This window comes from Nannocystis exedens (genome assembly GCF_002343915.1).
Lineage (GTDB): Bacteria > Myxococcota_A > Polyangia > Nannocystales > Nannocystaceae > Nannocystis > Nannocystis exedens.
The window spans coordinates 4,757,376-4,781,925 of the sequence record NZ_NETK01000001.1; the positions used below are offsets into that span (position 1 = coordinate 4,757,376).

The 24,550-nt window shown below is 71.6% G+C and carries 16 protein-coding genes; 5 read left to right on the top strand and 11 right to left on the bottom strand.

All coding sequences use genetic code 11. The features are described 5' to 3' along the window. Positions 1-30: 30 nt before the first annotated feature. On the bottom strand, positions 31-1,335 hold the full coding sequence (locus tag NAEX_RS18730) for a DUF3108 domain-containing protein (RefSeq protein ID WP_143140484.1): 1,305 nt from the start codon (positions 1,333-1,335) through the stop codon (positions 31-33). A 135-nt stretch (positions 1,336-1,470) separates the two neighbouring features. Between NAEX_RS18730 and pdxA the strand changes: the two genes are divergently transcribed. Further along, positions 1,471-2,376 carry a 4-hydroxythreonine-4-phosphate dehydrogenase PdxA gene (gene pdxA / locus NAEX_RS18735; protein WP_211302431.1) on the top strand — a complete coding sequence of 302 codons (906 nt, stop codon included), beginning with the start codon at positions 1,471-1,473 and terminating at the stop codon, positions 2,374-2,376. After that, a complete protein-coding gene (uvrA, locus tag NAEX_RS18740; RefSeq protein WP_170135822.1) occupies positions 2,373-5,708 on the top strand; it encodes an excinuclease ABC subunit UvrA in 3,336 nt (1,111 codons plus the stop codon). Before pdxA ends, uvrA begins: the two co-directional genes overlap by 4 nt. A gap of 498 nt (positions 5,709-6,206) precedes the next feature. Here the strand turns inward: uvrA and NAEX_RS18745 are convergent, their stop codons facing one another. Then, positions 6,207-6,512, bottom strand: a complete 306-nt coding sequence (locus NAEX_RS18745; protein ID WP_096328851.1) for a hypothetical protein — start codon at positions 6,510-6,512, stop codon at positions 6,207-6,209. A gap of 1,304 nt (positions 6,513-7,816) precedes the next feature. On the opposite strand from NAEX_RS18745, the gene NAEX_RS18750 reads away from it, so the two are divergent. Continuing rightward, a complete protein-coding gene (locus NAEX_RS18750) occupies positions 7,817-10,126 on the top strand; it encodes a hypothetical protein (protein ID WP_096328852.1) in 2,310 nt (769 codons plus the stop codon). Between the two features lie 13 nt (positions 10,127-10,139). Here the strand turns inward: NAEX_RS18750 and NAEX_RS18755 are convergent, their stop codons facing one another. The 9 genes from NAEX_RS18755 to NAEX_RS18795 all read right to left on the bottom strand — a co-directional run bounded on the left by NAEX_RS18755 (position 10,140) and on the right by NAEX_RS18795 (position 22,385). Then, on the bottom strand, positions 10,140-11,549 hold the full coding sequence (locus NAEX_RS18755; protein WP_143140483.1) for an NHL repeat-containing protein: 1,410 nt from the start codon (positions 11,547-11,549) through the stop codon (positions 10,140-10,142). Positions 11,550-11,736: 187 nt separating this feature from the next. Beyond that, a complete protein-coding gene (locus tag NAEX_RS18760) occupies positions 11,737-13,500 on the bottom strand; it encodes an ABC transporter ATP-binding protein (protein WP_096328854.1) in 1,764 nt (587 codons plus the stop codon). Beyond that, positions 13,497-15,314, bottom strand: a complete 1,818-nt coding sequence (locus tag NAEX_RS18765) for an ABC transporter ATP-binding protein (protein ID WP_096328855.1) — start codon at positions 15,312-15,314, stop codon at positions 13,497-13,499. The genes NAEX_RS18760 and NAEX_RS18765 overlap by 4 nt, the downstream gene beginning before the upstream one ends. A gap of 117 nt (positions 15,315-15,431) precedes the next feature. Beyond that, on the bottom strand, positions 15,432-15,866 hold the full coding sequence (locus tag NAEX_RS18770) for a MarR family winged helix-turn-helix transcriptional regulator (RefSeq protein ID WP_096328856.1): 435 nt from the start codon (positions 15,864-15,866) through the stop codon (positions 15,432-15,434). Positions 15,867-16,616: 750 nt separating this feature from the next. Further along, positions 16,617-17,480, bottom strand: a complete 864-nt coding sequence (locus NAEX_RS18775) for a hypothetical protein (protein ID WP_096328857.1) — start codon at positions 17,478-17,480, stop codon at positions 16,617-16,619. Beyond that, the gene (locus NAEX_RS18780) at positions 17,477-18,040 is read right to left on the bottom strand and encodes a hypothetical protein (RefSeq protein ID WP_096328858.1); all 564 of its coding nucleotides are present in this window, start codon (positions 18,038-18,040) and stop codon (positions 17,477-17,479) included. Before NAEX_RS18780 ends, NAEX_RS18775 begins: the two co-directional genes overlap by 4 nt. After that, positions 18,037-19,713 carry an FAD-binding oxidoreductase gene (locus tag NAEX_RS18785; protein ID WP_096328859.1) on the bottom strand — a complete coding sequence of 559 codons (1,677 nt, stop codon included), beginning with the start codon at positions 19,711-19,713 and terminating at the stop codon, positions 18,037-18,039. Before NAEX_RS18785 ends, NAEX_RS18780 begins: the two co-directional genes overlap by 4 nt. Before the next feature lie 30 nt (positions 19,714-19,743). Then, a complete protein-coding gene (locus NAEX_RS18790; RefSeq protein ID WP_096328860.1) occupies positions 19,744-20,691 on the bottom strand; it encodes a diacylglycerol/lipid kinase family protein in 948 nt (315 codons plus the stop codon). A gap of 59 nt (positions 20,692-20,750) precedes the next feature. Then, positions 20,751-22,385: a glycerol-3-phosphate dehydrogenase/oxidase gene (locus tag NAEX_RS18795; RefSeq protein WP_096328861.1), complete on the bottom strand. Its 1,635-nt coding sequence runs from the start codon at positions 22,383-22,385 to the stop codon at positions 20,751-20,753. Positions 22,386-22,502: 117 nt separating this feature from the next. Here NAEX_RS18795 and NAEX_RS18800 point away from each other — a divergent pair, with 117 nt between their 5' ends. Together NAEX_RS18800 and NAEX_RS18805 are read left to right on the top strand one after the other, a co-directional pair. Then, entirely contained in the window at positions 22,503-23,480 is a 978-nt protein-coding gene (locus NAEX_RS18800; RefSeq protein WP_096328862.1) for a deoxyhypusine synthase family protein, read from the top strand. A 4-nt stretch (positions 23,481-23,484) separates the two neighbouring features. Then, entirely contained in the window at positions 23,485-24,516 is a 1,032-nt protein-coding gene (locus NAEX_RS18805) for an agmatine deiminase family protein (protein WP_096328863.1), read from the top strand. Positions 24,517-24,550 lie beyond the last annotated feature (34 nt).

Here is a 24,550-nt window from a genome sequence, read left to right on the forward strand (position 1 = left end):
GTAACAAAGGTTTCGGCTCCAGGGCGCGCATCATCCGGGCACGGGCCCGGCGGCCGGAACCGCCGCCGGGGGCCGAGCAGGCGGCCCGGCGGGCGCTGTCGAGCTTGTCTGCGGACGCGGTGGATCGTACTGCGTGAGCACCAGCCGGACGACACCGAACCAGATGTCGCTCTCCACGGCCAGCGGGATGCGTCGGCCGTCCGTGCTCACCCAGACCCGCATTTTATACGCTTTTTTGCCGGGGATTGCAGCCCCGTAGCGGTCGACGCGAGTGATCGATCCCTCGAATTGTTGCACCTGGTCGGGAGCGATCCCCAGGGCCGTCCCGATCGGCGGCATCGCGTCGAACCTCACCGGCCCCTTGCCGGTGATGTCGACCCGCAGCAGCACCGTGCCGTCGAGGCCGTACGCCTTGACCTTCTCGCCGGGCTTGAGGTCGAGCGAACGGACCCACGCCATGATCGACAGCGGGTCGAAGGTGTCGACCGGCAAGCGCCGCCGCTGCGTCGACGACCGCTCGTCGCGCTTGTCCTGGATCTCGACGAAGCCGCGGCCGAAGAACGTGGTGGTCGTCTCGCGCCGCTTGTACGAGCCGGGCAGGCCCTCGCGGCGGGTGATCGAGCCGGTCTCGAGCGGCGCGCCGGTCTTGGCGTCGACGTAGGCCGCCATGTCGTAGACCAGCGTCGTCAGCAGCGCGACCACGCCGCTGGTGCGCGCGAAGCCCTCGAGGCGGATCCGGTCGGGCGAGCCGTGGGGCCCCGGCTCGCGCGCCACCACCCCGGCCTCGGCGATGCCGGTCGGGTTGCCGCCAAACACGATGTCGTACTTGAAGCGCTCGCCCGGCAGCAGCGTGAAGCCGAAGTCCGGCGGCCGCGGCGACGCTCGCAGGCGCCGCGAGCGGTCGACCAGCGGCGGCCTCGCCAGATCGCCGCTGCGACCGACCAGCGGCGACAGGCCCGGCTCGTCGCGCCCCTGCACCAGCGCGTTCGGCGGCTCGACCCGCGGCAGGCGCGAGCCATCTGTTGCAAAAAATCCGAGGTCGATCTCCGGCGCCGCGAGACGACCCTCGGGCCGCGGCGCCGGCTCGGGCGCCGGCTCGCTGCGCGGCTGCTTCGACGGCGTGATGCGAACCGACTTGTCCGGGGCTGCGGGCGTCGCGGGCGTGGGGGTCGCGGGTGCAGGGCTCGGCGCCGGTGCCGTCGCGGTCGGCGTGGCGTTCGCCGGCGCCTCGCTCCGCGTCGTCCGTGCGTCGGCCTCACGCGCCATGCTCCAGGTCGTCGCGGCCGCGGTGGCGCACAGCACCGATGTAGCGAGGGCCGCGAGGGCCGCGCTCAAGGTCGCGCGTGTAGGCCGCGAGGGGGGAGGGCGCTTCGTCATGACGCGAGGCAAAGATGGTAGAGTGCCGGCCCTTTTCCGCCAACTTCCAAGGAGCGCTTGAGTACCGCACTGCCAGCTCTGCCGCACCTCGTGGTGACCCAAGGCGACCCCGAGGGGATCGGTCCCGAGCTCCTGCTCCGCCTGGGTGACGCCGGCGCGCTCCGCACAGGAGATCGCGTCGTCGCCGACCGCGAGCGCCTCGAAGGGCTGGCTCGCGCCCTCGGCACCCCGTGGGCGGCCCGCGGCTGGGAGGCGATCGCCCCGCGGGTCGACGACGTGCGCGGCGGGCAGGTCGCCGCTCTGGTCCGCGGGGTCGATCTCGTGCTGGAGCAGCCCGGCGCCGCGCTGGTGACGGCGCCGATCGACAAGGCCGCCTGCAAGGCCGAGGGCTTCGCGTTCCCCGGCCACACCGAGTACCTGGCCCACCGCGCCGGCGTCGACGACTTCGCCATGCTGATGATCGGCCCGCGCCTGCGCGTCGTGCCCGTGACGATCCACGTGCCGCTGCGGGCCGTGCCCGAGCTGCTCACGCCGGCCGCGATCGTCCGCTGCGGCAAGCTGCTGGCGCGCGCGCTGCTGCGTCACCTCGGCCTCCCGGCCCCGCGGATCGGCGTGCTCGGCCTCAACCCCCACGCCGGCGAGCGCGGCATGCTCGGCGACGAGGAGCAGCGCATCATCGAGCCGGCGCTCGCCGAGCTGACGGCGTGGGCCGCCGCCGAGGCGCTGCCGTGCAGCTTCGTCGGCCCGCTCGCGGCCGACTCCGCGTTCGTCACCCACCTCGAGGGCGGCCTCGACGGCCTGCTCGCCATGTACCACGACCAGGGCCTGGGGCCCTTCAAGCTGCTGCACATGCGCGACGGCGTCAACATGACCCTCGGGCTCCCGTTCACCCGCACCTCACCCGACCACGGCACCGCGCGAGACATCGCGGGCCGCGGGGTCGCCGATCCCAGCAGCATGCTGGCGGCCGTCGCCCTCGCTCGGGGACATGTACCATGAGCCAGGTATCCAAGACCCGCAAGTCCGCCGCGGCCTCGTCGGCGCCGGCCGCCCCTGCGGCGAGCCCGGCTCCCAAGGCCTCCAAGGCCGCCGCCAAGGCCGTCGCGCCGACGCCCCCCGAGGCCGCGCCGGCGCCCGCCCCCGCTGCGAAAACCTCCAGGGCTGTGACCTCGACCGCCGCCGAGACCTCGACGACCCCGGCCCCTGCTGCGACCGCGAAGGCCTCCAAGGCCGCTGCCGCCGCGACCTCGACCGCCGCCGAGACCTCGACGACCCCGGCCCCTGCTGCGACCGCGAAGGCCTCCAAGGCCGCTGCCGCCGCGACCTCGACCGCCGCCGAGACCTCGACGACCCCGGCCCCTGCTGCGACCGCGAAGGCCTCCAGGGCCGCTGCTGCTGCGACCGCCTCTCTCACCCCCGCGGCCGAAGCCGCCGAGCCGGCCACGCCTGCGACTCCGGCCGCGCCCACTCCCTCCGCGACCCCCGCGATCCCGGTCCCGCCGAACAGCATCAAGATCCGCGGGGCCCGCACGCACAACCTCCAGGGCGTCGACCTCGACCTGCCGCGCGGCAAGCTGGTCGTCCTCACCGGCCCCTCGGGCTCCGGCAAGTCGAGCCTGGCCTTCCACACCATCTTCGCCGAGGGTCAGCGCCGCTACGTCGAGAGCCTCTCGGCCAGCGCGCGCCAGTTCCTCGCCCAGCTGCCCAAGCCGGACGTCGACCTCATCGAGGGCCTGTCGCCGTCGATCGCCATCGAGCAGTCGTCGCCGGGCAAAAACCCGCGCTCGACCGTCGGCACCTCGACCGAGGTCTACGACTTCCTGCGCCTGCTGTTCGCCCGCTGCGGCGAGGTCTTCAGCTGGCGCACCGGCAAGCCGATGAAGCGCCACAGCGTCGAGGACATGCTGAACGCGGTCCTCGCCCTGCCCGCGGGCACCCGCTTCAGCGTGCTCGCGCCGGTCGTGCGCGAGGCCCCCGGCGACCACCACGAGCTGCTCGAGGACCTGCGCCGCCAGGGCTTCGCCCGCCTGGCCGTCGACGACGCGGTGCGCGACCTCAGCAGCGAGGAGGTCAAGCTCGACCCCAAGGTCCGCCACACGATCGAGGTCTACGTCGACCGCCTCGTGCTCAAGGACAACGTCCGCGGCCGCCTCGCCGACTCGGTCGAGACGGCCCTGCGGCTGTCGGGCGGCCAGCTCAAGGTCGTCACCCTCGACGGCGAGGAGCTGCAGTTCTCCGAGCGCTTCGCCGACCTCGACCACGGCCTCGCCTACCCCGAGCTCACGCCCGGGCTGTTCTCCTTCAACAGCCCCGAGGGCGCCTGCCCCGAGTGCGACGGCCTCGGCGGCAAGCGGGTGTTCGACCCGCGGCGGATCGTCCCCAACGAGCACCTCAGCATCAAGGAGGGCGCGCTCTCGGCGTGGACGCGGCGGGCCGGCAAGACCGCCAGCGCCCAGCTCCAGGCGCTCGCCGAGCACTACGGCTTCGACCTGTTCGCCCCGTGGCTCGACCTGCCGGAGGAGGTCAAGATCTCGATCCTCCAGGGCACCGGCACCGACGCCGTCCCCGGCCTCGCCGGCAAGAAGGCCGCGCCGTTCGAGGGCGTGATCCCGGGCCTACAGCGGCGCCTCCGCGAGGCCGAGGACAAGGTCGACGAGGCCGACGCCGACGACAACGGCGGCACGCTCGACGAGATCGCCGAGCTCATGGCCGAGGTGCCGTGCCCGGCGTGCGAGGGCCAGCGCCTGCGGCAGGAGGCGCGCATGGTCAAGATCGGCGGGCGCAACATCGCCGAGCTGGCGACCTTGCCGATCGAGCAGCTGGTGCCGTTCCTCGACGCGCTCGACCTCGGGCCCGAGACGGGCGAGGTGGCCGAGGCGATCCTGGCCCAGGCCAAGCAGCGGCTGAAGTTCATGCTCGAGGTCGGCCTCGGCTACCTCACCCTCGACCGCACGACGATGACGCTGTCGGGCGGCGAGGCCCAGCGGATCCGCCTGGCCACGCAGATCGGCGCGGCGCTGGTCGGAGTCACCTACATCCTCGACGAGCCGAGCATCGGCCTCCACCAGCGCGACAACGACCGCCTGATCGCCTCGCTCTTGCGCCTGCGCGACCTCGGCAACAGCGTGATCGTCGTCGAGCACGACGAGGACACGATCCGCGCCGCCGACTTCCTGGTCGACATGGGCCCCGGCGCCGGCACCCAGGGCGGGCGGGTCGTCGCCGCCGGCCCGCTGCAGGAGGTGCTGCAGAACAAGCGCTCGCTGACGGCCGCGTTCCTGACCGGGCGCATGACGATCCCCGTGCCGGAGAAGCGGCGCGGCGGCGTCGGCCCGGCGATCTGCATCTCGCGCGCGACCGGCCACAACCTCAAGGACATCACCGTCAAGATCCCGCTCGGCGCGCTGACCTGCGTCACCGGCGTCAGCGGCTCCGGCAAGTCGAGCCTGGTGATCGACACGCTCTTGCCCGAGGCGGCGCGCCGGCTCAACGGCGCCTCGAGCTTCGGCCTCGCGCACCACTCGATCACCGGGCTCGAGCACCTCGACAAGGTGATCCACGTCGACCAGTCGCCGATCGGCCGCTCGCCGCGCTCGAACCCCGCCACCTACACCGGCCTGTTCGCCGAGCTGCGCACGCTGTACTCCAACCTCAGCGAGTCGAAGATCCGCGGCTACACGCCGGCGCGGTTCTCCTTCAACGTCAAGGGCGGCCGCTGCGAGTCGTGCCAGGGCGACGGGGTGCGCCGGATCGAGATGCACTTCCTGCCCGACGTGTACGTCACCTGCCGCTCGTGCGACGGCCGCCGCTACAACCGCGAGACGCTGGCGATCACCTACCGCGGCAAGAGCATCGCCGACGTGCTCGAGATGTCGGTCGCCGACGCCTGCGAGTTCTTCGCCAACTACCCCAACCTGCGCCGCGGCCTCGAGACGCTGCGCGACGTCGGCCTCGGCTACGTCACCCTCGGCCAGAGCGCGCTCACGCTGTCGGGCGGCGAGGCCCAGCGCATCAAGCTGGCCAAGGAGCTGGCGAAGAAGAGCACCGGCAAGACGCTCTTCATCCTCGACGAGCCGACCACCGGCCTGCACTTCGGCGACATCAAGCAGCTGCTCAAGGTCCTCGACCGCCTGGTCGACGAGGGCAACACCGTCGTCGTCATCGAGCACAACCTCGACGTCATCAAGTGCGCCGACTGGGTCGTCGACATCGGCCCCGAGGGCGGCGAGCGCGGCGGCAGGCTGCTGGCCGCCGGCCCGCCGCAGCAGGTCGCCAGGGTCAAGGAGAGCGCCACCGGCCACTACCTGGCGCGCGTCCTCGGCATGGCCTGAAGGTCATGTCCCGAAGGGCATGCCCCGGGGAGCGCGTCACTTCTTGGCGTTGGGCTTGTCCCAGTCGTCGCTGACGGTGACGTTGCCCTCGGCCCAGTTCCACTCGATCTTCTGGTAGGTCAGGCTGATCTCCTGCACCAGCCGGTCGTTCGGGCCCCCGAGACACACGCCACCCGCGCCAGCGAACGCAAATACTGCCTGCTCGACATCGACATCGTGCTCCTGCGCGACGAAAGCCCGCGCGCGGCACGTTACCGCGGCTCGCCTGCTCCCTGCACAGGCGACGCGAGCGCGGCGACGCGCTCCGCCGGGTCTCAAGCGATGCCGCGGCGGTGCGCTCGCCACAACGCTTGGGGTTGCAGGTGACCACGGCCGCGTCGCCTTCACCCTCGCCGGCGCGCGCCCGCGGTCATCCGTCTTTCAAACATGTCTTGATGGACATGTTCGATCGTACGTGCCGAGCCCGGCGGAGCAGCCGGGCCCGGCGGCGCCGGCGATCTATTGATTGCCCGGGCAGCCCTTCGGCTCGTTCTCCTTCTTCTTGCAGGGGTTCGAGTTGGGCGCGGGGTGGTGCGGGTTCTGGCGCGGGACGACGGCGTCGTCGTCGGGCGAATCGAACACCTCGAGGTCCGCGTCCTCCGGGGGCGAAAATTCGTCGAACCCGGGGTCGACGTCGCCCCGATCGATGGTGAGCCGGACGTCGACGGGCTGGCTCTGGCCGGTGAGCTCCGGGCCGGCGAGCGCGGCGAACAACGCGAAGCACGAATTCGGCACCATGACGCGGATCCACTTCTTGAAATGCATCACTGTCTCCTCTGCGCCCCCGCTCTCACCGCGGGATGGCGCCGAAAACATGGTTCAGGAGCGGAAGCTTGTCGAGCGTCCGGCCCGCGTCGATAAGCGGCGCTGTGCGGCCCGTCGAGCCGCTGCCGCCGCCGCCCCGGGGTGGAGCGCCGCCACAGGCGAGGTCGCATCGGCCGGTCCATGCGCTTGTGCGGCTCTCCACGGTTTCGGCGCGGTGGAGTTCTTTCCTGTCATTTGCGTGCCGTCCATCCTTCGACGAATGGCGGCACCGCGGTGCCTCCATTCCGCGCGGTTCGCGGAGAGCGACGTCCTGATGACCGACAGCGAGGATGTCCGATCGGACATGTCACCGAGATATGAAGACACGAGGACGTGCCGGCAGCGCAGCAGCTCCCGCGCGGCGCAGGAGAAGGGCCCGATCTGCTCGCACCGGGATCGCAGGTCGCGTCATCGCCCGGCATCATCGCCGCGTCACCAGCCCATGACGATGCTCGCGCCGCCGTATCACGAGCTCGATGGGGCCGGGATGCCGACGTCGCCCTCGCTCGCACGAGCTGCGGCGGTCCAGCGCCTCTCTCCTCGTCCTGCCGTCGTCGCGCTCGTCGTCGCGGTGCTCCTCTTCACTGCGGGAGCGGCTGTCCTCCAGCGGAACACCCGCGGGAATCCCCCTGCGACCGAGGGCCTGCGCGCTCCCATACGCGGGCGTCGAGCGGTCCCGGCGCACCATGAGCCCGACAGGGTCGGATCGGCGGAGACGGCTTGGAGACGGTCGAAGGCCCGAGCCTCTCGCAGCCGTCACCCGTCACGGCCGCGCTGCTCACCGGCGAGCACGCTCGGCGTCCTGGTCCGGCAGCGTCCGAGTGCACCACCGGCCCACACCGACCTGCGGGACGAGAGTCGGTGGGTCGCACCCGGCGAGGAGGAGCCTCGCCGACGCGCCGCGAGGTCACGCGCTCGCGTGATGTGGTAGCGTGGGTGTGGGGCGCTCGCAGGGGCGCGCGGGGAAGGGCCGGAGGGAGCGCGATGCCGCCATACCACCGGGAAACTGGGTTGCGGCGGTCGAGCCGAGGGCCGGTCGCGTGCGCTCCCGACGCCCTGCAGAATGGGCGCGGCCGATGGGTGCGAACATCCCCGCGGCCCTGCGCGACGCGGGGCTCCCGTTCCTCGTACCCGCACACGAGCGCCTGCTCGTCGCCCGCGGCAGAGCGTCTTGATGCAGCGATCGAGCGCTCGCGCGGGCGGATGACAGACCTCATGCAAACGTCGTCGGTGTCGGCCGCCGGAGGAGCCGCGAGGAGCATGCAATGACCGAGACGATCGTCGGGCTCAACATTCGCCGCGAGGCCAGCAGCCGCAGCCCCAAGCTCGGCATCTTGCCTCGCGGCGCGCGCATCGAGGTCGGTGAGCGGTCGGCCGACAAAAAGTGGGCGCGGATCGCCCGGGTCATCGAGGGGCAGATCGCGCCGGTGCGCGCGGGGACGCCGGTCGATCCGGCTGCCGCCACCGGGTGGGTGTTCCTCGGCGAGCTGGACCCCGACACCAACGCCGAGCCCGAGCTCGACACCGTGGTCGCGGTCACGCCGCCGCGGCCGATCCAGGCCGGCAAGAAGCTCGGGTACCTCGGCGAATACCAGCGCTACGAGGACGCGAAGCCGGTGCCGGAGCGCCGCAAGCGGCCGCTGCTGCACGTCGAGGTGTTCAGCGGCGACGATGTCCCGGCGTTCATCGAGCGCTCGCGGGCCTACGCGCAGACGCTGCCGGAGAGCGCCCGCACGTTGCTGCTGGTCGAGAGCGCCGCCAAGTTCGTGCAGCCGAGCCAGCCCGACGTCACGGTGCCGGCGGGGACCCGGCTGGCGCCGGTGGGCGGCGCGGCCGCGGGGCGGTGGGTGAAGGTCCGTCGCAGCGAGGTGCGGGTCGTCGAGCGCTCGACGCTCGGCACGTTCACCTCGTCGACCAACACCTACTCGAGCGGCGCGGTGTGGACCGGCTGGTACGTCGGGGCGCGCGACGACCAGCGCACGCGCAGCGAGAGCGAGGCGGAGCGGCTGAACTACCGCCGGCGCGAGGTCATGATGCCGAGCGGGCCGGAGCTGTGGGTCGAGCGCGGCGCGCTCGGCGAGGGCGGGGCGGGTCCGGCCGCCGATGCGTCGGGGTGGAGCGCGTTCCCGCTGCAGGTCGCCAACCCGGCCGGGCCCGAGGCCGGCTTCACGCGCGTGGTGCCGAAGGCCGAGCTCGAGGCGCTGCCCGCCGAGGACAAGGCGGTCGATCACGAGGGCAAGAAGTGGTGGCGGCTCGACGGCGTCGGAGCCGGCGGCGCGTCGGCGCGGCGCGCCAGCGGCGGCTGGGTCCGCGAGACCGGGCACGACAAGGTGTCGTGGCAATCGCCGTGGGCCTGGCCCGGCTTCGAGTGCGTGTCGGAGGGCGAGGTGCGGCCGGTCGACCTGATGGCCCGCGACCTGCTGCGCGAGGGCGCAGCGACGCTGCGCGAGGAGGGCGACTTCACGGCCCGCGCCGACAAGGCCGAGGGCAGCGCGCTGGTGACGAAGATCTACGAGCAGATCGACGAGAACCGCGACGGCAACCTCGACGCCCAGGAGCTGAAGGTGGCGATGCGGCAGCCGCTGCTGGCGCGCGCGCTGGCGCGGATCGTCGCCCACTACGAGAGCGAGTGGGGCGGCGAGATGACGAAGTGGCACGAGCTCGACCCGCTGATGCTCGAGGGCCTGCCCGAGTGGCAGGTCGAGAAGCAGCGGATCGACCGGCTGCGCTGGTGGACCGAGGTGGCCGGCAAGGTCGAGGGCTTCCCCGCCAGCCCGATGGTCCACCACATCCACCCGATCGCGCTGGTCGCCAACTTCCTCGGCACGGGCGGCGGCTGCCCCAACTGCGAGGCCGACATCACCGCCGAGCAGCTCAAGCAGATCTTCCCCAGCGCCACGGACGCGCGCATCGACGAGGTGAAGGCCGTGTTCAACGAGGCCTTCAAGAAGTTCGACCTGGTGACCTGCCGGCGCAAGGCCCACTTCTTCGCCCAGGTGCGCGAGGAGGTCGGCGCGTCGATCCGGGCCCTGGCGGAGAGCCTCGACTACCCGCCCGAGCGCCTGATCAGCACCTTCAGCTACTTCCGCCGCAACCCGGGCGAGGCCCAGCAGCTCGGCCGCACGCCGGGCCATCCGGCGGAGCAGCAGGCGATCGCCAACCGGGCCTACGCCAACCGCAACGGCAACGGCAACATCGCCAGCGGCGACGGCTGGCGCTACCGCGGCAAGGGCTACCTGCAGCTCACCGGGCGCGGCAACTTCCAGGACGTGCAGAGCGAGATCGACCGCAAGTTCCCCGAGTCCGGCGTCGACATCATGGCCGACGGCGACCAGATCCTCGGCCCCCGCGGCGGCATGATCTCGGCGATGGGCTTCTGGACGCTCAACGGGCTCAACGAGGTCGCCGACCGCGGCGAGGCCGACGCCAACGTCAACTCGGTGACCGAGGTCGTCAATCGCCACACGCACTCGTACGCCCAGCGGCGCGGCCACTTCGGCGTCACGAAGGTCGCGTTCAAGCTGTCCGAATGCACCGACGGCCGCCGGGGCGGGGCGACCCAGGCCGCGCGCTGAGCCGCACAGGCGCTCAGCCCTGCGGGTTGCAGGTCACGTTGTTGATCTGCCCGCCCGCCATGTCGCTGTACGTGTAGGGCGCGTTGAGCCCGTCGTAGGTGGCGATCTCGTAGGTGTCGGGGTGGATGCGGAAGGCCTGCGTGCCGCCGAGGATCACCGCCCAGATGTAGCCGTCGACGTCGATCCCGACCCCGCGCGCCAGCCCGGGGTTCGGCAAGATCACGGTGTCGCCGACCATCATCGTCTCGGAGTCGACCCACCCGACCCCGCCGGTGGTCGCCTTCCACACGCGGCCCTTGAGGTCGACCGCGACGCCGCTGCCGCCGTTGCCGGGCTGGTTGCCGATCTGCGAGGCCCACTGCTGCGTCACCGGGTCGTAGCGCTGGCCGCTGTCGATCCACACCCGGCCCTTGGTGTCGACCGTGATGCCGTACGAGCCGCCGTTGATGGTGTAGTACTCGAGCGTCTCGTAGTCGACGTGGACCAGGGTGCCCGCCGACCAGATGTACATCCAGAAGTTGTTGTCGCTGTCGACCGCGCCGCCGTACGGCCCGAAGGTGCCGCCGCAGGTGACCTCCGGCATGTAGATGGTGTCCTCGACCTCGCCGGTGTCGCCGTTCAGGCGGTAGACGAAGATGCCCGGCGAGCCGTCGCACGGCCACGGCGCGCCCTTGGTGCCGTTGGCCGCGGCCGTCCAGATCTTCTGGTCCTCATACTCGCAGGTCGCCTCGTTGAAGGTGCCCGAGGTCCAGGCGATCGGCCGCTGCGTGGTCGCGTCGGGGAAGGCGGTGAACCACGCCACGCACTCTTCCTGGTCGAACGGCAGCACGTTGTCCTTGCCCTGCGACGTCTCGATGGTGCCGTTGCCGTTCTTGTCGCTGCAGTACTCCTGGCGGGCCCAGATCTTGGTGATCCCGCCGGCCCGGTTGGCGACCGCGACCGCCTTGCCGTCGATGCTGACCGAGGTCCGCGACGGGTTGCCGGCCTGGTCGGCGCGCGTGATGTAGCGCCCCTCCTCCTCCATCGTCCGTGTGTCGATCTTGCTGATCGTGTGCTCGCCGCTGTTGGCGATCCACACGTAGCTCCAGTCGGTGTTGCCGCATTTGGTCGCGCACGAGCCGCCCTGGTCCGGCGCGGCGACGTCGAGCTTGAGGCCGTCCGTGGTCGAGGTGCTGGTCGTCGGCGCCACCGTCGTGCCGTCGCTCTCGGAGTCGGTCGCGCCGCTGGTGCTCGTGGTCGTCGTCTGCCCGCCGCTGCCCGTGGTCGTCGGCGTCGTCTCGACCGTGGTCACCGGCGCGCTCGTCGTCACCGTGGTGGTGCTGCTGTCCCCGGCCGTGACGCCCGGTTCGGCGCCGCCGCAGCCGACGAGCGCAAACACCAGCGTGGAGCCGAAGACCAGCGACGGATCGATGCAGCGGAGCATGACCAAGGGTACCCACGCGACCATGGCACGGGCAAGCCCTCGAACATGTCCGCATCCGCGGGCGCGGGGTTCGAAGGCCCCGAATCGAGGCTGTGCAGCGACATGTTTGAAGAGCCAGCCGCACCATTCGTGACCTCGAACCCCGCCCTGTCATTCGAGCAGAGACGGCTGCTCCACGAGGCCCGAGTCAGGGCGACGCGCTGCGGGTCGCGTCGCGCCTCGCGGCGATGCACCAACCTCGCGTCTGCTCGTATTGGTGGTAGAGCCGCGCGAACACTCCGCCAGCGCGGCGGAGCTCGTCGGGCGCGCCCGTCTCGACCACGCGACCGCCGGCGAGGCTGACGACCTGATCGGCGGAGGCGAGGGTGGTCGGGCGATGCGCGATGACGATCACGGTGCGCTCGCGGTCGCGGGCGAGCTCGGCGATGGCGTGACCGATCGCCCGTTCGTTCTCCGGATCGAGCGCCGAGCCGGCCTCGTCGATGAGCACGATCCGGGCCTGTTTGAGGAAGGCGCGGGCGATCGACACGCGCTGGCGCTCGCCGCCCGACAACTGCGCCCCCGCCTCGCCGACGCGGGTCTGCCAACCGTTCGGGAGCCGCTCCACGACCTCGTCGAGGCGCGCGGCCCGGGCGGCAATCAGCAGTTCCTCGCGCGTCGCCTCGGGGCGCGCCAGCCGGAGGTTCTCCTCGATCGTGGCGTCGAACAGGTAGACGTCCTGGAAGACGATGGCGATCTCGTTCATCAAGACCTCGGGGTCGAGGTCGCGGACGTCGACCCCGCCGACCCGCACGACGCCGGCGTCGACGTCGAAGAAGCGGGCGATGAGCCGCGTGACCGTGGTCTTGCCCGAGCCGGACGCGCCGACCAGCGCCGTCGTCGTCCCGGGGGGACAGACGAACGACACCTCCGACAGCGCGGGCGTGTCGGTATATGCATAGCTCACCCGCGAAAATTCGACGCTCGCCCGCTCCACGCGCCGCACCGGGTCCGCGCTGCGCGGCAACGCCGGCGCGTGAAATATCTCCTCGAGGCGGGTCATCGCGTTGTCCATCGCTCGCAGCGCGCCGACCAGATCGATCAGCGCGCCGAGGGGCTCGAAGAAGCGCACGGCCAGGACCATCCACGCGACCGTGTCCGCGACCGACAGCGCCCCGACCAGCAACATGCGCGCGCCGAGCACGAGGACCGCGAGGAGGCCGGCCATCACGACGGCGGTGTAGCCGAGGTCGGGGAGCGTCGAGCGGCCGAGGCCGCGGCGATAGCTGCGGCGGTGCTCGTCGAGCGCCTCGCGCAGACGCTCGCCGCCGGTCTCTCCGCGACCCGCCGCCCGCAGCACCGGCTGCGCCTGCCCGAGCTCGATCGCCCGCGCCGCGATCTCGGTCGCCGCCGCCTCCAGCTCGATCTCCGCCGCCGACGCGACCCGCCCCGCGTGTCGCAGCGTCACGTACGCCACCGGCACCACGGCGAGGAGCAGCAGCGCCAGCCGCAGGTCGACCGCGAACACGACCGCGAGGATCGTCGCCGAGACGAGGACGCAGGTGATGGCCGGCGCGCCGATCGTCACCGCCAGTTGCGCGACGCAGCCGACATCGGCCGTGAGCGCCCGGGCGAGCCGCGCCTTGCGATCGGCGGTGAACCATCCGAGCGGCAGCGTGGTCACGTGACGCATGACGTGATGGCGGAGCTGCGCCGCGAGCTGCATGCTGGCGGCGAAACCGACCGGCGAGGCGATCATTGTCAAGACCGCGTAGACGAGCAGCCCGATCGCGCCGGTGAAAAGCCACGGCTCCGCCGCCGCGAAGTCGGGCTCGGCGCGCAGCAGGGCCCGCAAGATCGGCACGAGCAGCGCGAGCAACAGCCCCTGCAGCACCGCCAGCACGGCGTGCAGCAGGCCGAGGCGGAGCAGCAGCCACGGCTGCGGACACAGGCGGTACAGATGGCGAATCATACGAGGGCTCCTCCGTGCTGGGCCCGCCACATGCGGGCGTAGAGGCCGCCCTGCGCGAGCAGCTCGCGGTGCTCGCCGGCCTCGACCAATCGTCCGGCGTCGAGCACGAGGATTTGGTCGGCGCCGGCGATCGTGTGCAAGCGGTGGGCGATCACGATCACCGTCTTGCCGGCGATCAGCTCGGCCAGCGCGTCCTGGACCGCCGCCTCGCTGTCGGCGTCGAGCGCGGCTGTGGCCTCGTCGAGGACGACGATCGGCGCGCCCGAGACGATCGCGCGGGCGATGGTCAACCGCTGCCGTTCACCGCCGGACAGCCCGCCGCCGTCCTCCCCGAGCATCGTATCGTAGCCTCGCGGCAATCGCTGGATCACCCCGTCGATCTGGGCCGCCCGCGCCGCCGCCCGCACCTCCTCGTCGGTGGCCGTCATACGGCCCAGGCGGATGTTCTCGGCCACGGTGTCGCGCAAGAGCACCACGTCCTGGAACACCAGCGCGAGCGACGACAGCAGCGCGGTCGCCGGGATCGCGCGGACATCGGCGCCGCCGATCCGGATCGCGCCCGCGGTCACGTCGTAAAAGCGCGGCAGCAGGCTGGCCAGCGTGCTCTTCCCGGCGCCCGACGGCCCCACCAGCGCCGTCACGGTCCCGGGTTCGCAAGTCGCGGAGATCTCGACGACCGCCGGGGTGACGCCGTCGTAGGCGAACGTCACGCGGTCGAACTCGACGCGCGCGCCGCGGGGGAGCTGCGGGTGGGCCGGCGCCTCGAACCCCGCGCGAGCGAGCAGCGCCTCGATGTGCCCGGCCGACACTCGGCCCTTGCGCAAGCCTTGAGCGCCGTGGATCGCCGGCACGATCGAGGTTGGCAGGCCGATCCCCACGACCAGGAATGGCAGCAGATCGGCGGTCGTGAGCCGGCCCGAGCTCACCGACCACATGCCGGCGATCATCATCACCCCGAACACCGTCATCTCGGAGCCCAGGAGCCGCGCCGCGGCCGAGCTGACCTGCGTCTCGGTCACCCACGCGCGCATCGCCTCGGTGTACTCGCGCACCGCCGCGTCGAAGCGCGCGAGGATCGTTCCGCCCGCGCCGAACGTCTTCACCACCGTGATCCCGTCGGCGTACTCCACGCTGGCCGCGCTGATGCGCCCCTCGGCCGCCAGCAGCCGGGCGATGTGCATCCCCGCCGAGCGCATCGCAATTTTGAAGCTCGCCGCCATCAGCAGCAACACCGCGACGGCCACGAGCGCCAGTCGCCAGTCGACGACCACCAGGTAGACGAACGCCGCCGCGATCGCCGTGGCCGCGCCGACCACCTCGCCGAGCGCGTGGGCGATGAGCTGGTGCATCTCCTCGAGGTCCTGCGTCATCACCTTCTTCACCGCCGCCGACCCGCTCGCCCGGAACCATCCCAGCGGCAAGACGCCCAGGTGCCGCACGATGCGGACGCGGATCGCGTGCAGCGTCTCCGCGTCGGCGTAGTGCCCGAGCCGCGACGACAGGAACACCAGCACCAGCCGCGCGCACGCCCCGGCCACGCCGACGCCGACCCAGGACCCCACCGTGTCCGCCGTCCCCGTCGTATCCTCCGCGCGCAGCACGACACGCGCGATCTCGGCGACCGCCACGTACGGGGCGAGCCCCGCGACCGCGCCTGCCGCCGAGAGCACGGCGCAGCCGAGCAGATGCAGCCTCACCGGCCATAGCAGCCGGGTCAGGGCGCCGAAGCGGGCGAGCCGCGGCGGCGAGGGATCGACGGGCGCGCCGGTCCTCGGCGGCGCGCCCGAAAGATGCGAGCCATGGGTGTCACGCATGAATCTCCTGCCCGCGGAGGTTCACCTCCGCAATGTCTTGCTGATATCGTAGCTTACGAAGTTCGTTATATTTGCTGCGAATGAAGGCGACGGCCGCCTCGCCGCCGCCGGGAGCGACTAGAGCTTGGCGACGATCTTGCGGAACAGCTCGACGAACTGGGTCCGCTCGCTCGCGTTCGGCAAAGCGTCGAGGATCTTGCGCATCAGCAGCCGCTCGACGCGGTGGTGCTCCTGCTGGACCTCGACGCCCTTGTCGGTCAGCTCGACGAGGTACGAGCGACGATCGGTCGGGTGGATCGACCGCCGTACCAGCCCGCGCTTCTCGAGGCGGTCGATGAGGCTCGTCAGGGTGCTCTGCGGCACCTGCAGGTGCTCGCGCATCTCCGCCAGCGTGTGGTCGGGTTTGCTCTCGGCGAACGACATCGCGTGCAGGTCGAGGTAGCCGATGCCGGCGAGCTTGTCCGACCAGAGGTCGAGGCGCGCGAGGTTGAGCCGCAGCAGCAGCACGTGAAAGGCGTCGTTGAGGTGCTCGACCTCGCGGCTGGTCGACATCGTTCGACGATCGTATACAACGAGATTCGTTTCGTCAAGCGACCTCCGGCCGGGCTTCGGGCCGTACTGAGAGGAGACGCTCCGGCTCGTCAGCCCCTACCCGCACTCGGACGTCGCGACCGGCCCCGCGGACGGTCGCGAGCATCTCCTCCGCGCCGGGCGGTTCCACGCCGCCTGACCGTGCTCACGCGCCCACGCCTCCGTGCTACGGTATTTATTGAAGGAGGATCGAGATGAAGACCACGAAGCAAGCGCCCTTGCAGATCAAGACCGGCGTCCGCGCCGGCACGAGGCACGATACGATCAAGAATTCCATCGGTAACATCCGCTGAAGCTCTGACGCCCGGCACCGCGCGGTCGCGATCCGGGGGTGACTCGATCTCGCTGGCCATTCGCCGCCATCCATTCGGGCCGCATCGGCCGTGCCCTCACAATACCGCGTATGTGATCTGGCAAGAGACAGACCTCGTCTTGCTCGTTTTTTTTCTGCGGTCTCCGGCCTGTTGCGCGCCATGTTCGAGGGGGCTTGACGAATCGTTGGAGCCGGGCAAAATCACGCGGCTGTTCGATGGCCGCGTCCCGGGGGCCAGCGTGCCCTTGCGCCTGTCCTCGAACTCGGCGTACGCCGAACCGCGAGCGCAGGCCGCCACCGCCTCCTCGCGTGGCAACGCCTCGTCGGCGCGCAGCGGGTGCAGGGTCGCCAGGAAGATGTCGACGTGATGAGCCGCAGCGAGCTGCTGGCGCTGTGCCTCAATTCCGACTGAACGCTCGCCGCAAGCGGTGCAGCCGGTCCTCGTCGACGAACAGCACGAAGAACGCGCACATCTGCAGGGCGAAGAACACCAGCTCACGCATGGTCAGCGAGATGGTGAGGAACATGCCGAAGCCCATCGCGTAGCCGAGCGGGCGCAGGCGGCGGACGGTGAACAGCAGCGGCGAGGCCAGCTCGAACACCAGCGCGAGGTGCTGCAGCCCGGCCCACACCGGCATCGACACGTTGCGGACCATCCACGCCGCCGTGTCGGTCATGAAGTTGAGCTGGACCTGATGCCACAGCGTGTCGCTGTGGGCCAGCCAATCGCCGTACCTGACCTTGCAGACACCCGCGCCGAACAGCTGCACGATCAGGGTGAATTGCAGCACCCGCAGCGGCCAGGCCGAGCGGATGGTCGAGCGGCCCTCGGCGTCGGTGACGATCGGCGGCGCGAGGGCGAGGATGAGCAGGCCGCCGAGGAAGATCTTGTTGATCGTGAACGCCGCCAGTCGGTCGGCGCCGGTGACGTAGGCCGTGCCGAGCAGGACCGGCCAGATCGACAGGCGCGGCCGGATGCCGACGATCAGCGCGACGATCGCGGAGAAATACACGACGCCGAACCACGGCAGCGCCGCCTCCGACAAGAGCGGCACCGCCTGCTGAAAGCCCGCGCTCGCGCCCCCGCTCGGGTGATAGCCGACCGGCGTGAGCCACTCGGCCGCGTAGCGCCAGCGGAACGCGACGTAGTACAGCAGCGTCGCCGCGAACAGCGAGCGGAACACGACCAGCCGTCCGGCGGCGACCGGCCCGAACACGAACCCGCCGGCTCGCTGCAGCAGCTCGCTCGCCCGCGGCGTCATCGCCCCCCACCTGGCTCTTTGGCCATCTCGGCCCGCAGGTCGTGGCTCGACAGCACCCGCACCGTCTGAGGCGTCGGCGCGGGCTTTTGCCAGTGTCCGGCCGGCGGCCGGGCCGGGTCGATCTTCTGCGCCCCGGCGAGGAAGCGGACCGCCACCACCGGGCTGCGGGTCGGGCTCAGCTCGCGGTCGCGGGCGGCGACCCAGCGGGCCAGGTCGAGGCGCGACGCCTCCTGCTTCGCGCCGAAGCGCTCCATGAAGCGGTCGAAGCGGCTGCGGTAGCCGAACGGCTCCATCGGGAACATCGCCTGCTCGTCGATCGGCTCCCACTCGCGCCGGCCCTCGCGCAGCACCTGAATGAAGAAGTACGACACGCTCTCGGGCCGGTGGCGGAACAGGCAGGAGATCGATCCGAGGTCGCGGACGACCGTCGGCCACCACATCGCCGGCGCCGCCTGGATCGCGCCCTGGCTGATCGGCACCACCCAGACCACGAGCACCAGCAGCGCCGCGGCGACGTCGCGTCGCAGCGGGCGCGCGGGCGCGGGGGCCGGCGGGCTCACCCTGGCAGCACCTTGCCCGGGTTGCACGTGTGCTTGGGGTCGAGGCTGTCCTTGAGGCCAGCCAGGAGCGCGACCCCGACCTCGCCCTTCTCGCGCAGCAGCCACGGCGCGTGGTCGGTGCCGACGCCGTGGTGGTGGCTGATGGTGCCGCCGCCGGCGACGATCGCGTCGGAGGCGGCGCGCTTGATCGCCATCCACTGCTCGACCTCGGCGCCCTGCTTCTGCGGGAAGATCATCGTGAAGTAGAGGCTCGCGCCGTCGAAGTAACCATGGGACAGGTGGCACATGAGGATCGCGCGCGCCTCGGCGTCGGCGGCGTTGTCGCGCAGGGCGTCGTGGATGGCCAGGTGGACGCCGCGGTAGAGGTTGTGCAGGTCGGACCAGCGGACCGAGGTCTCGAGCGTCTCGACGGCGATCCCGCGGTCGAGCATGGGGTCGCGCATGTAGGGCATGGCGAACCGCTTGGCGTACCAGCGCTCGCCGGGGCGGTTGCCGAGGTGGACCCCGCCGAGCCGCTCGATGATCGCGCGGGTGCGGACCTGCGACTCGAGCACCGTCTCGCGGTCGCCCTCGAGCCCGACCAGCAGCAGGCAGCGGCCCTCGCCGTAGCCGCGCCACGCCAGCGCCTGCATCGCCGCCTTCTCGAGCGCCCCCGGCGGCTTCTGGGCCGCCGAGAAGCTCTGCAGGAAGTGCGTCTCGGGCCCGTCGGACAGGCGCAGCATCGCCACCGGCAGCTCCTCCTGCAGGATCGTCCGCACCGCCTTGGCGCCCGCCTCGAAGTCCTTGAAGAAGAAGCCGCGGTAGTCCTTCTCGGCCGGCACGCGGTGGATCTTCACCGTCGCCTCGGTGATGACGCCGAGGATGCCCTCGCTGCCGGCGACGCACTGGTTGAGGTTGGGCCCCGCCGCCGAGGCCGGGAAGTTCTCGGTGCGCCACGGCCCCTTCGGCGTCGCCAGCTCGGCGGACACCAGCCACTTCTCGGCCTTGCCGTAGCGGTACGACTGCTGCCCGGCGCCGCGCGCGGCGATCCACCCGCCGAGGGTCGAGAACTCGAACGACTGCGGGTAGTGGCCGAGGGTGAAGCCCTCGCGCTGCAGCGTGCGCTCGAGCTCGGGGCCGTAGATGCCGGCCTGCACCCGCGCCGTCAGCGACTCGCCGTCGATCGCCAGCACCCGGCCGAGCCGCGTGGTGTCGAGCGTGACGACGCCGCGGTGGCCGTCGCCGCGGATCGCCGCGACCCCGCCGACCACCGACGAGCCGCCGCCGAACGGGACCACGGCGATGCCCTCGCGGTCGCAGTGGCTCACCACCGCCTGGACCTCCTCCGACGTGCCGGGGTAGACCACGGCGTCGGGCACCTGCCGCAGGTCACCTGCCCGAAGGGCCAGGAGGTCGAGGTAGCTCTTGCCGCGCGAGTGGAAGGCGCGCTCGTAGCGGTCGGTCTTGACGTGGTCGGCGCCGACGATCGCCCGCAGGGCCGCGAGGTCGGCCTCGGCCAGCGCCGGCGCGGCCAGCTCGAGGCGGTCGAGCGGCGCGGCCGGGCGGTGCGGCAGGGTCTTGCGGCCGAGCTGGTCGGCGACCCAGCGCCACACCTCGGGTTCGCGGCGGCCCAGTTCGAAGCCGGCGTGGACGAAGCCCCAGCCGTTCCAGCGCAGCGCGCGGCGGTCGATCATCGGTCTGTCCCTTCGTACATGTGGTGAGACTCAATAGCGCAGGGTCAGCGCCCCGGGCAACACGGTGAAGGTCGCCGGCAAGCGGCCAGGGGCCTCGCCGTCGATGTCGAGCAGCACCTCCGCCCCCGAAGGCGCGCGCGCCTCGACGCGCGCGCCCGAGAGGTGGCGCACCTTGGGCTTCGTGAGGTGCTCGCCGCGGTAGATCGCGTTCGGGTCCTTGACGAAGTCGACGAGGCCCATGTCGTGCATCACGACCACCTCGAGCCGGCCGTCGCCCGGGTCGGCCATCGGCGCCACGTGCATGCCGCCGCCGAAGTAGCGGCCGTTGCACACCGCCGCGGTGTTGACGACGAGCTTCAGCTCGGGGCCGTCGTCGACGCGCATCACCACCTCGGTCGGGCGGTAGCGCAGCAGGCCGCGCACGGTCGCGGCGAAGTAGGTGAACTTGCCGCCGAGCAGCTTGGTGAGCCGCGCCTTGTTGACCTCGCGGTCGACCACCCCGGACACGCCGAAGCTGGCGATGTTGATGAAGTAGCGGGCGGCCGGCGAGCCGTCGTCGGCGACGAAGTCGACGCGGCCGACGTCGAGCGGCCGGGGCCTGGCCTCGGCGATCCGCCGCACCTGGGCGTCGACGTCGCCGGCGGCGCCGAAGCTCTTGCGGAAGTCGCCGCCTGTCCCGAGCATCAGGACCGAAAGCGCAGCGCCCTCGCCGACGCGGACGTCGGGCCCGCCGGGCGCGGGCGGCTCGAAGAAGCCGTTGACCACCTCGTTGTTGGTCCCGTCGCCGCCGCAGGCGATCACCAGCTCGACGCCGTCGCGCAGGGCCTCGCGCGTGAGCCTGGCCGCGGCCATCGGCGCGTCGGTGAACGCGACCTCGACCGGGCCGAGCGCCGCTTGCAACCTCGCGTGGACCTCGGGCCAGGCGCGGGCGAGGCGGCCGCGGGAGGAGTTCGGGTTGACGATCGCTCGCGCGCGCATACGAGGAACCTTCGCGGCCTGGGGCCCTGATGAAGCTTATGTCGCTTCGCCCCGGCGTGTCATGTCGGCGCGTCGTAGCGGTCGAGCACGCGGTCGACCTGGCGCACCTGCTCGGCGCGGTCCCAGCCGCGGGGGCCGCTCATCAGGCGAGCGGCGGCTTCGAGCGCGCGCAGCCCGGGGTCGCCGAGCTGCCCGAGGCCCGTCCGCCGCAGCACCGCGTCACCGAGCTCGACCGCCCACTCCGCCCGGGCCGCGTGCACGATCTCCGCCCCCACCTCCGGCAGCCCCGGTCGCAGCGGCGCGCCCAGCGTCGGGTCGGCCTGGATCAGCGCCAGCAGCTCCCCTGCGCGGGCGCCGTAGTTGCGGCCGAGGTGGACCATCAGCGACTCCGGCAGGCTCGGGTGGCGCGCCTGCAGTCCGGCCACGAAGGCGCGGAAGTTGCCGATCGCGCCGCCGGGCAGCGGGGTGCGGTCGGTGAGGCTCGCGGCGCGCGGGCGGCCGAGCAGGCGCAGGGCCAGGTCGACGACCTTCTCGGCGAGCGCGCGGGAGGTGGTCCATTTGCCGCCGATGGCCGAGATCAGCCCGGGCACGCCGTCGGTCTTGCCGTGGTCGCAGACCTCGGCGCGGCGGCTCTTCTGATACGAACCCGACTTCGGGCTGTCGTCGTCGACCAGCGGGCGCATGCCGCCGTAGCTGTGGAGCACGTCCTCGCGGCGCAGCTCGGCCGCCGGGTAGTACTGGTTCACGGTGGCGAGGAGCCCGGCGATGTCGGCCTCGGTGACGCGGAAGGCGTCGGGGTGACCGGCGTAGACCTCGTCGGTGGTGCCGATGAGCGCGTGGTCGCGCCACGGCAGGACGAAGAAGTGACCTGTCCCGGCGGCCATCATCAGCGCGACCTCGCGGGTCAGCTTGCGGGTGATGATGTGGATCCCCTTCGAGCGGACCAGGTGGGCGTGCGGCGGCTGCCCGAGGGTCTCGAGCATCAGGTCGGCCCACGGCCCGGTCGCGTTGACGACCACCGGCGCGCGCAGCTCGACGAAGCCGTCGCCCGGCAGGCGGCCCTCGATTTTGGCGCCGACCACCCGCGCGCCTTCGCGCACGAAGCCGACCGCCTCGGCGTAGTTCACGACCTCGGCCCCGGCCGCGGCGGCGCTGAGCAGGCACTCGAGCTCGAGCCGCTCGGGCGAGAACATCTGGCAGTCCCACAGCAGCGCCCCGCCCTTCAGGCCCTCCGCCGACAGGCTGGGCTCGGTCTCGAGGACCTCGGCCGGCGACAGCGCGCGGTGGGCGGGCAGCCGCTGGTCGGGGTCGGGCAGGCGGTTGCGGTCCCAGGCCAGCAGGTCGTAGAGGGTCAGGCCGACCCGCATCTCGGCCAGCGAATTGACCGCGCCGGCGTAGACGGGCAGCAGCATCGGCAGCGGGTAGACCAGGTGGGGCGCGTGCAGCTCCCACAGCCGGCGCTCGCGCAGCGACTCGCGCACCAGCCCGAACTCGAAGTTCTTCAAATAGCGGAGGCCGCCGTGGATGAGCTTCGAGGACGCGCCCGAGGTGGCGCTGCAGAAGTCGTGCTTCTCGACCAGCGCGACTCGCAGCCCGCGCAGCGCCGCGTCGCGGGCGACGCAGGCGCCGGTGATCCCGCCGCCGAGGATCACGAGGTCGTAGGTCCGCTGGGCCAGGCGCGCGAGGCTCCGCATGCGGGGCAAACCTACTGTCCTTCCGACCCGACGACCAGGCCCTCGTGCGCATTGTCCGCGAGACGCCGTTCACACGGTGCCACCAGGCCCAGCGATCGCGTATTCTCTGCCCGCCGCATGCAGGACCGACCGATCTCCGAGTTCATCCGCCGCCACTACCGCCACTTCAACGCGGCGGCGCTCGTCGACGCCGCGACGGCGTACCGGGCCCATCTGGACCGCGGCGGCAGCATGCTGGTGACCCTCGCCGGCGCGATGAGCACCGCCGAGCTCGGGCTCAGCCTGGCCGAGATGATCCGCCAGGGCAAGGTCCACGCGATCAGCTGTACCGGCGCCAACCTCGAAGAGGACGTGTTCAACCTGGTCGCCCACGACCACTACGTGCGCGTCCCGCACTACCGGTCGCTGACCGCGCAGGACGAGCAGGCGCTGCTCGAGCGCCACCTCAACCGGGTGACCGACACCTGCATCCCCGAGATGGAGGCGATGCGGCGGATCGAGGCCGCGGTGCTGGCCGAGTGGGAGCGCGCCGACCAGGCCGGCGAGCGCTTCTTCCCGCACCAGTTCATGTACAAGATCCTGCGTTCGGGTGTCCTGAAGGACAGCTTCCAGATCGACCCGAAGGACAGCTGGCTGATGGCGGCGGCCGAGCGCGACCTGCCGATGTTCGTGCCCGGGTGGGAGGACTCGACGCTCGGCAACATGTACGCCGGCCACGTGATCGAGGGCCACGTCAAGAACGTGCACACGGTGCGCACCGGCATCGAGTACATGATCGAGCTGTCGAAGTGGTACATGGCCACCTCGGCGGAGAGCTCGATCGGCTTCTTCCAGATCGGCGGCGGCATCGCCGGCGACTTCCCGATCTGCGTGGTGCCGATGCTGCACCAGGACCTGCGGCGCACCGACGTGCCGCTGTGGGGCTACTTCTGCCAGATCAGCGACAGCACCACCAGCTACGGCTCGTACTCCGGCGCGGTGCCCAACGAGAAGATCACGTGGGGCAAGCTCGGCGTGAACACCCCCAACTTCATCATCGAGTCCGACGCGACGATCGTCGCGCCGCTCGTGTTCGCCTACGTGCTCGGCTGGTGACGTCGTGAAGCACCCGCGCATCAACCATCCTCTGAACGAGCTGACCGAGTCGGCGGCCGAGCTCGGCTACCGCATGCCCGCCGAGTGGGAGCCGCTGTCGTCGATCTGGCTGGCGCGCCCGCACAACCCGACGACCTGGCCCGGCTGCCTGGCCGAGGCGCAGGCGCAGCACGCCGACTTCGCCGCCGCCGTGCGCCGCTTCGTGCCGGTGCGCATGCTCGGCGAGTCGATCTCGATCGCCACCGACGACGCGTGGATCCGCGACTACGGGCCGATCTTCGTCAAGCGCAAGTCCGACGGCGCGCTGGCCCTGCACGACTTCCACTTCAACAATTGGGGCGGCAAGTACGGCGACTGCGCGAACGACGACGTCGTGCCGCAGAAGGTCGCGCTGCTGCTGAGCATGCCGGTGTGGATCCACGACTTCGTGCTCGAGGGCGGCAGCATCGAGGTCAACGGCGTCGGCACGGTCATGACCTCGGAGTCGTGCCTGTTCCACCCCGGCCGCAACGCCAACCTCGGCCGCGCCGACATCGAGCGCGAGCTGCACGCCGCGCTCGGCACGACCCACGCGATCTGGCTGCCCGCGGGCATCGCCGGCGACGACACCGACGGCCACATCGACGACCTGGCCCGCTTCGTCGCCGCCGACACGATCGCCGCCGTGCGCGCGCCGCAGGGCCACCCGGACCACGAGGTGCTCGAGCGCAACTGGGAGGCGCTGACGCAAGCGCGCGACCAGAACGGCCAGAAGCTGCAGCTCGTCGAGCTCCCGGCGCCCGCGCCGATCTTCTGGGACTTCCCCCCGGAAGACGACTGGCCCGGCGGCGTCCGCCAGGTGCCCGCGAGCTACGCGAATTTTTTGTTCGCCAACCGCGCCGTGCTGGTGCCGACGTTCGAACAGCCGACCGACGAACAGGCGCTCAAGATTTTCGAGCAGCTGTTCCCCGACCGCGTGGTCGTCCCGGTGCCCGCGAAGTACCTCGTCGTCGGCCTCGGCTCGTTGCACTGCCTCAGCCAGCAGCAGCCGTTCTGAGCCGCGGCGCCGGGTCGAAATCGACCTGCGCGAA

Excerpts from the sequence above, each read along its gene's own strand:
- NAEX_RS18790 (WP_096328860.1), bottom strand. The coding sequence starts at position 20,691 with ATGCGCGCGCGAGCGATCGTCAACCCGAACTCCTCCCGCGGCCGCCTC.
- NAEX_RS18785 (WP_096328859.1), bottom strand. The coding sequence starts at position 19,713 with ATGATCGACCGCCGCGCGCTGCGCTGGAACGGCTGGGGCTTCGTCCAC.
- NAEX_RS18800 (WP_096328862.1), top strand. The coding sequence starts at position 22,503 with ATGCAGGACCGACCGATCTCCGAGTTCATCCGCCGCCACTACCGCCAC.
- NAEX_RS18775 (WP_096328857.1), bottom strand. The coding sequence starts at position 17,480 with ATGACGCCGCGGGCGAGCGAGCTGCTGCAGCGAGCCGGCGGGTTCGTG.
- NAEX_RS18750 (WP_096328852.1), top strand. The coding sequence starts at position 7,817 with ATGACCGAGACGATCGTCGGGCTCAACATTCGCCGCGAGGCCAGCAGC.
- NAEX_RS18765 (WP_096328855.1), bottom strand. The coding sequence starts at position 15,314 with ATGCGTGACACCCATGGCTCGCATCTTTCGGGCGCGCCGCCGAGGACC.
- NAEX_RS18770 (WP_096328856.1), bottom strand. The coding sequence starts at position 15,866 with ATGTCGACCAGCCGCGAGGTCGAGCACCTCAACGACGCCTTTCACGTG.
- NAEX_RS18745 (WP_096328851.1), bottom strand. The coding sequence starts at position 6,512 with ATGCATTTCAAGAAGTGGATCCGCGTCATGGTGCCGAATTCGTGCTTC.
- uvrA (WP_170135822.1), top strand. The coding sequence starts at position 2,373 with ATGAGCCAGGTATCCAAGACCCGCAAGTCCGCCGCGGCCTCGTCGGCG.
- NAEX_RS18760 (WP_096328854.1), bottom strand. The coding sequence starts at position 13,500 with ATGATTCGCCATCTGTACCGCCTGTGTCCGCAGCCGTGGCTGCTGCTC.
- NAEX_RS18795 (WP_096328861.1), bottom strand. The coding sequence starts at position 22,385 with ATGCGGAGCCTCGCGCGCCTGGCCCAGCGGACCTACGACCTCGTGATC.
- NAEX_RS18755 (WP_143140483.1), bottom strand. The coding sequence starts at position 11,549 with ATGCTCCGCTGCATCGATCCGTCGCTGGTCTTCGGCTCCACGCTGGTG.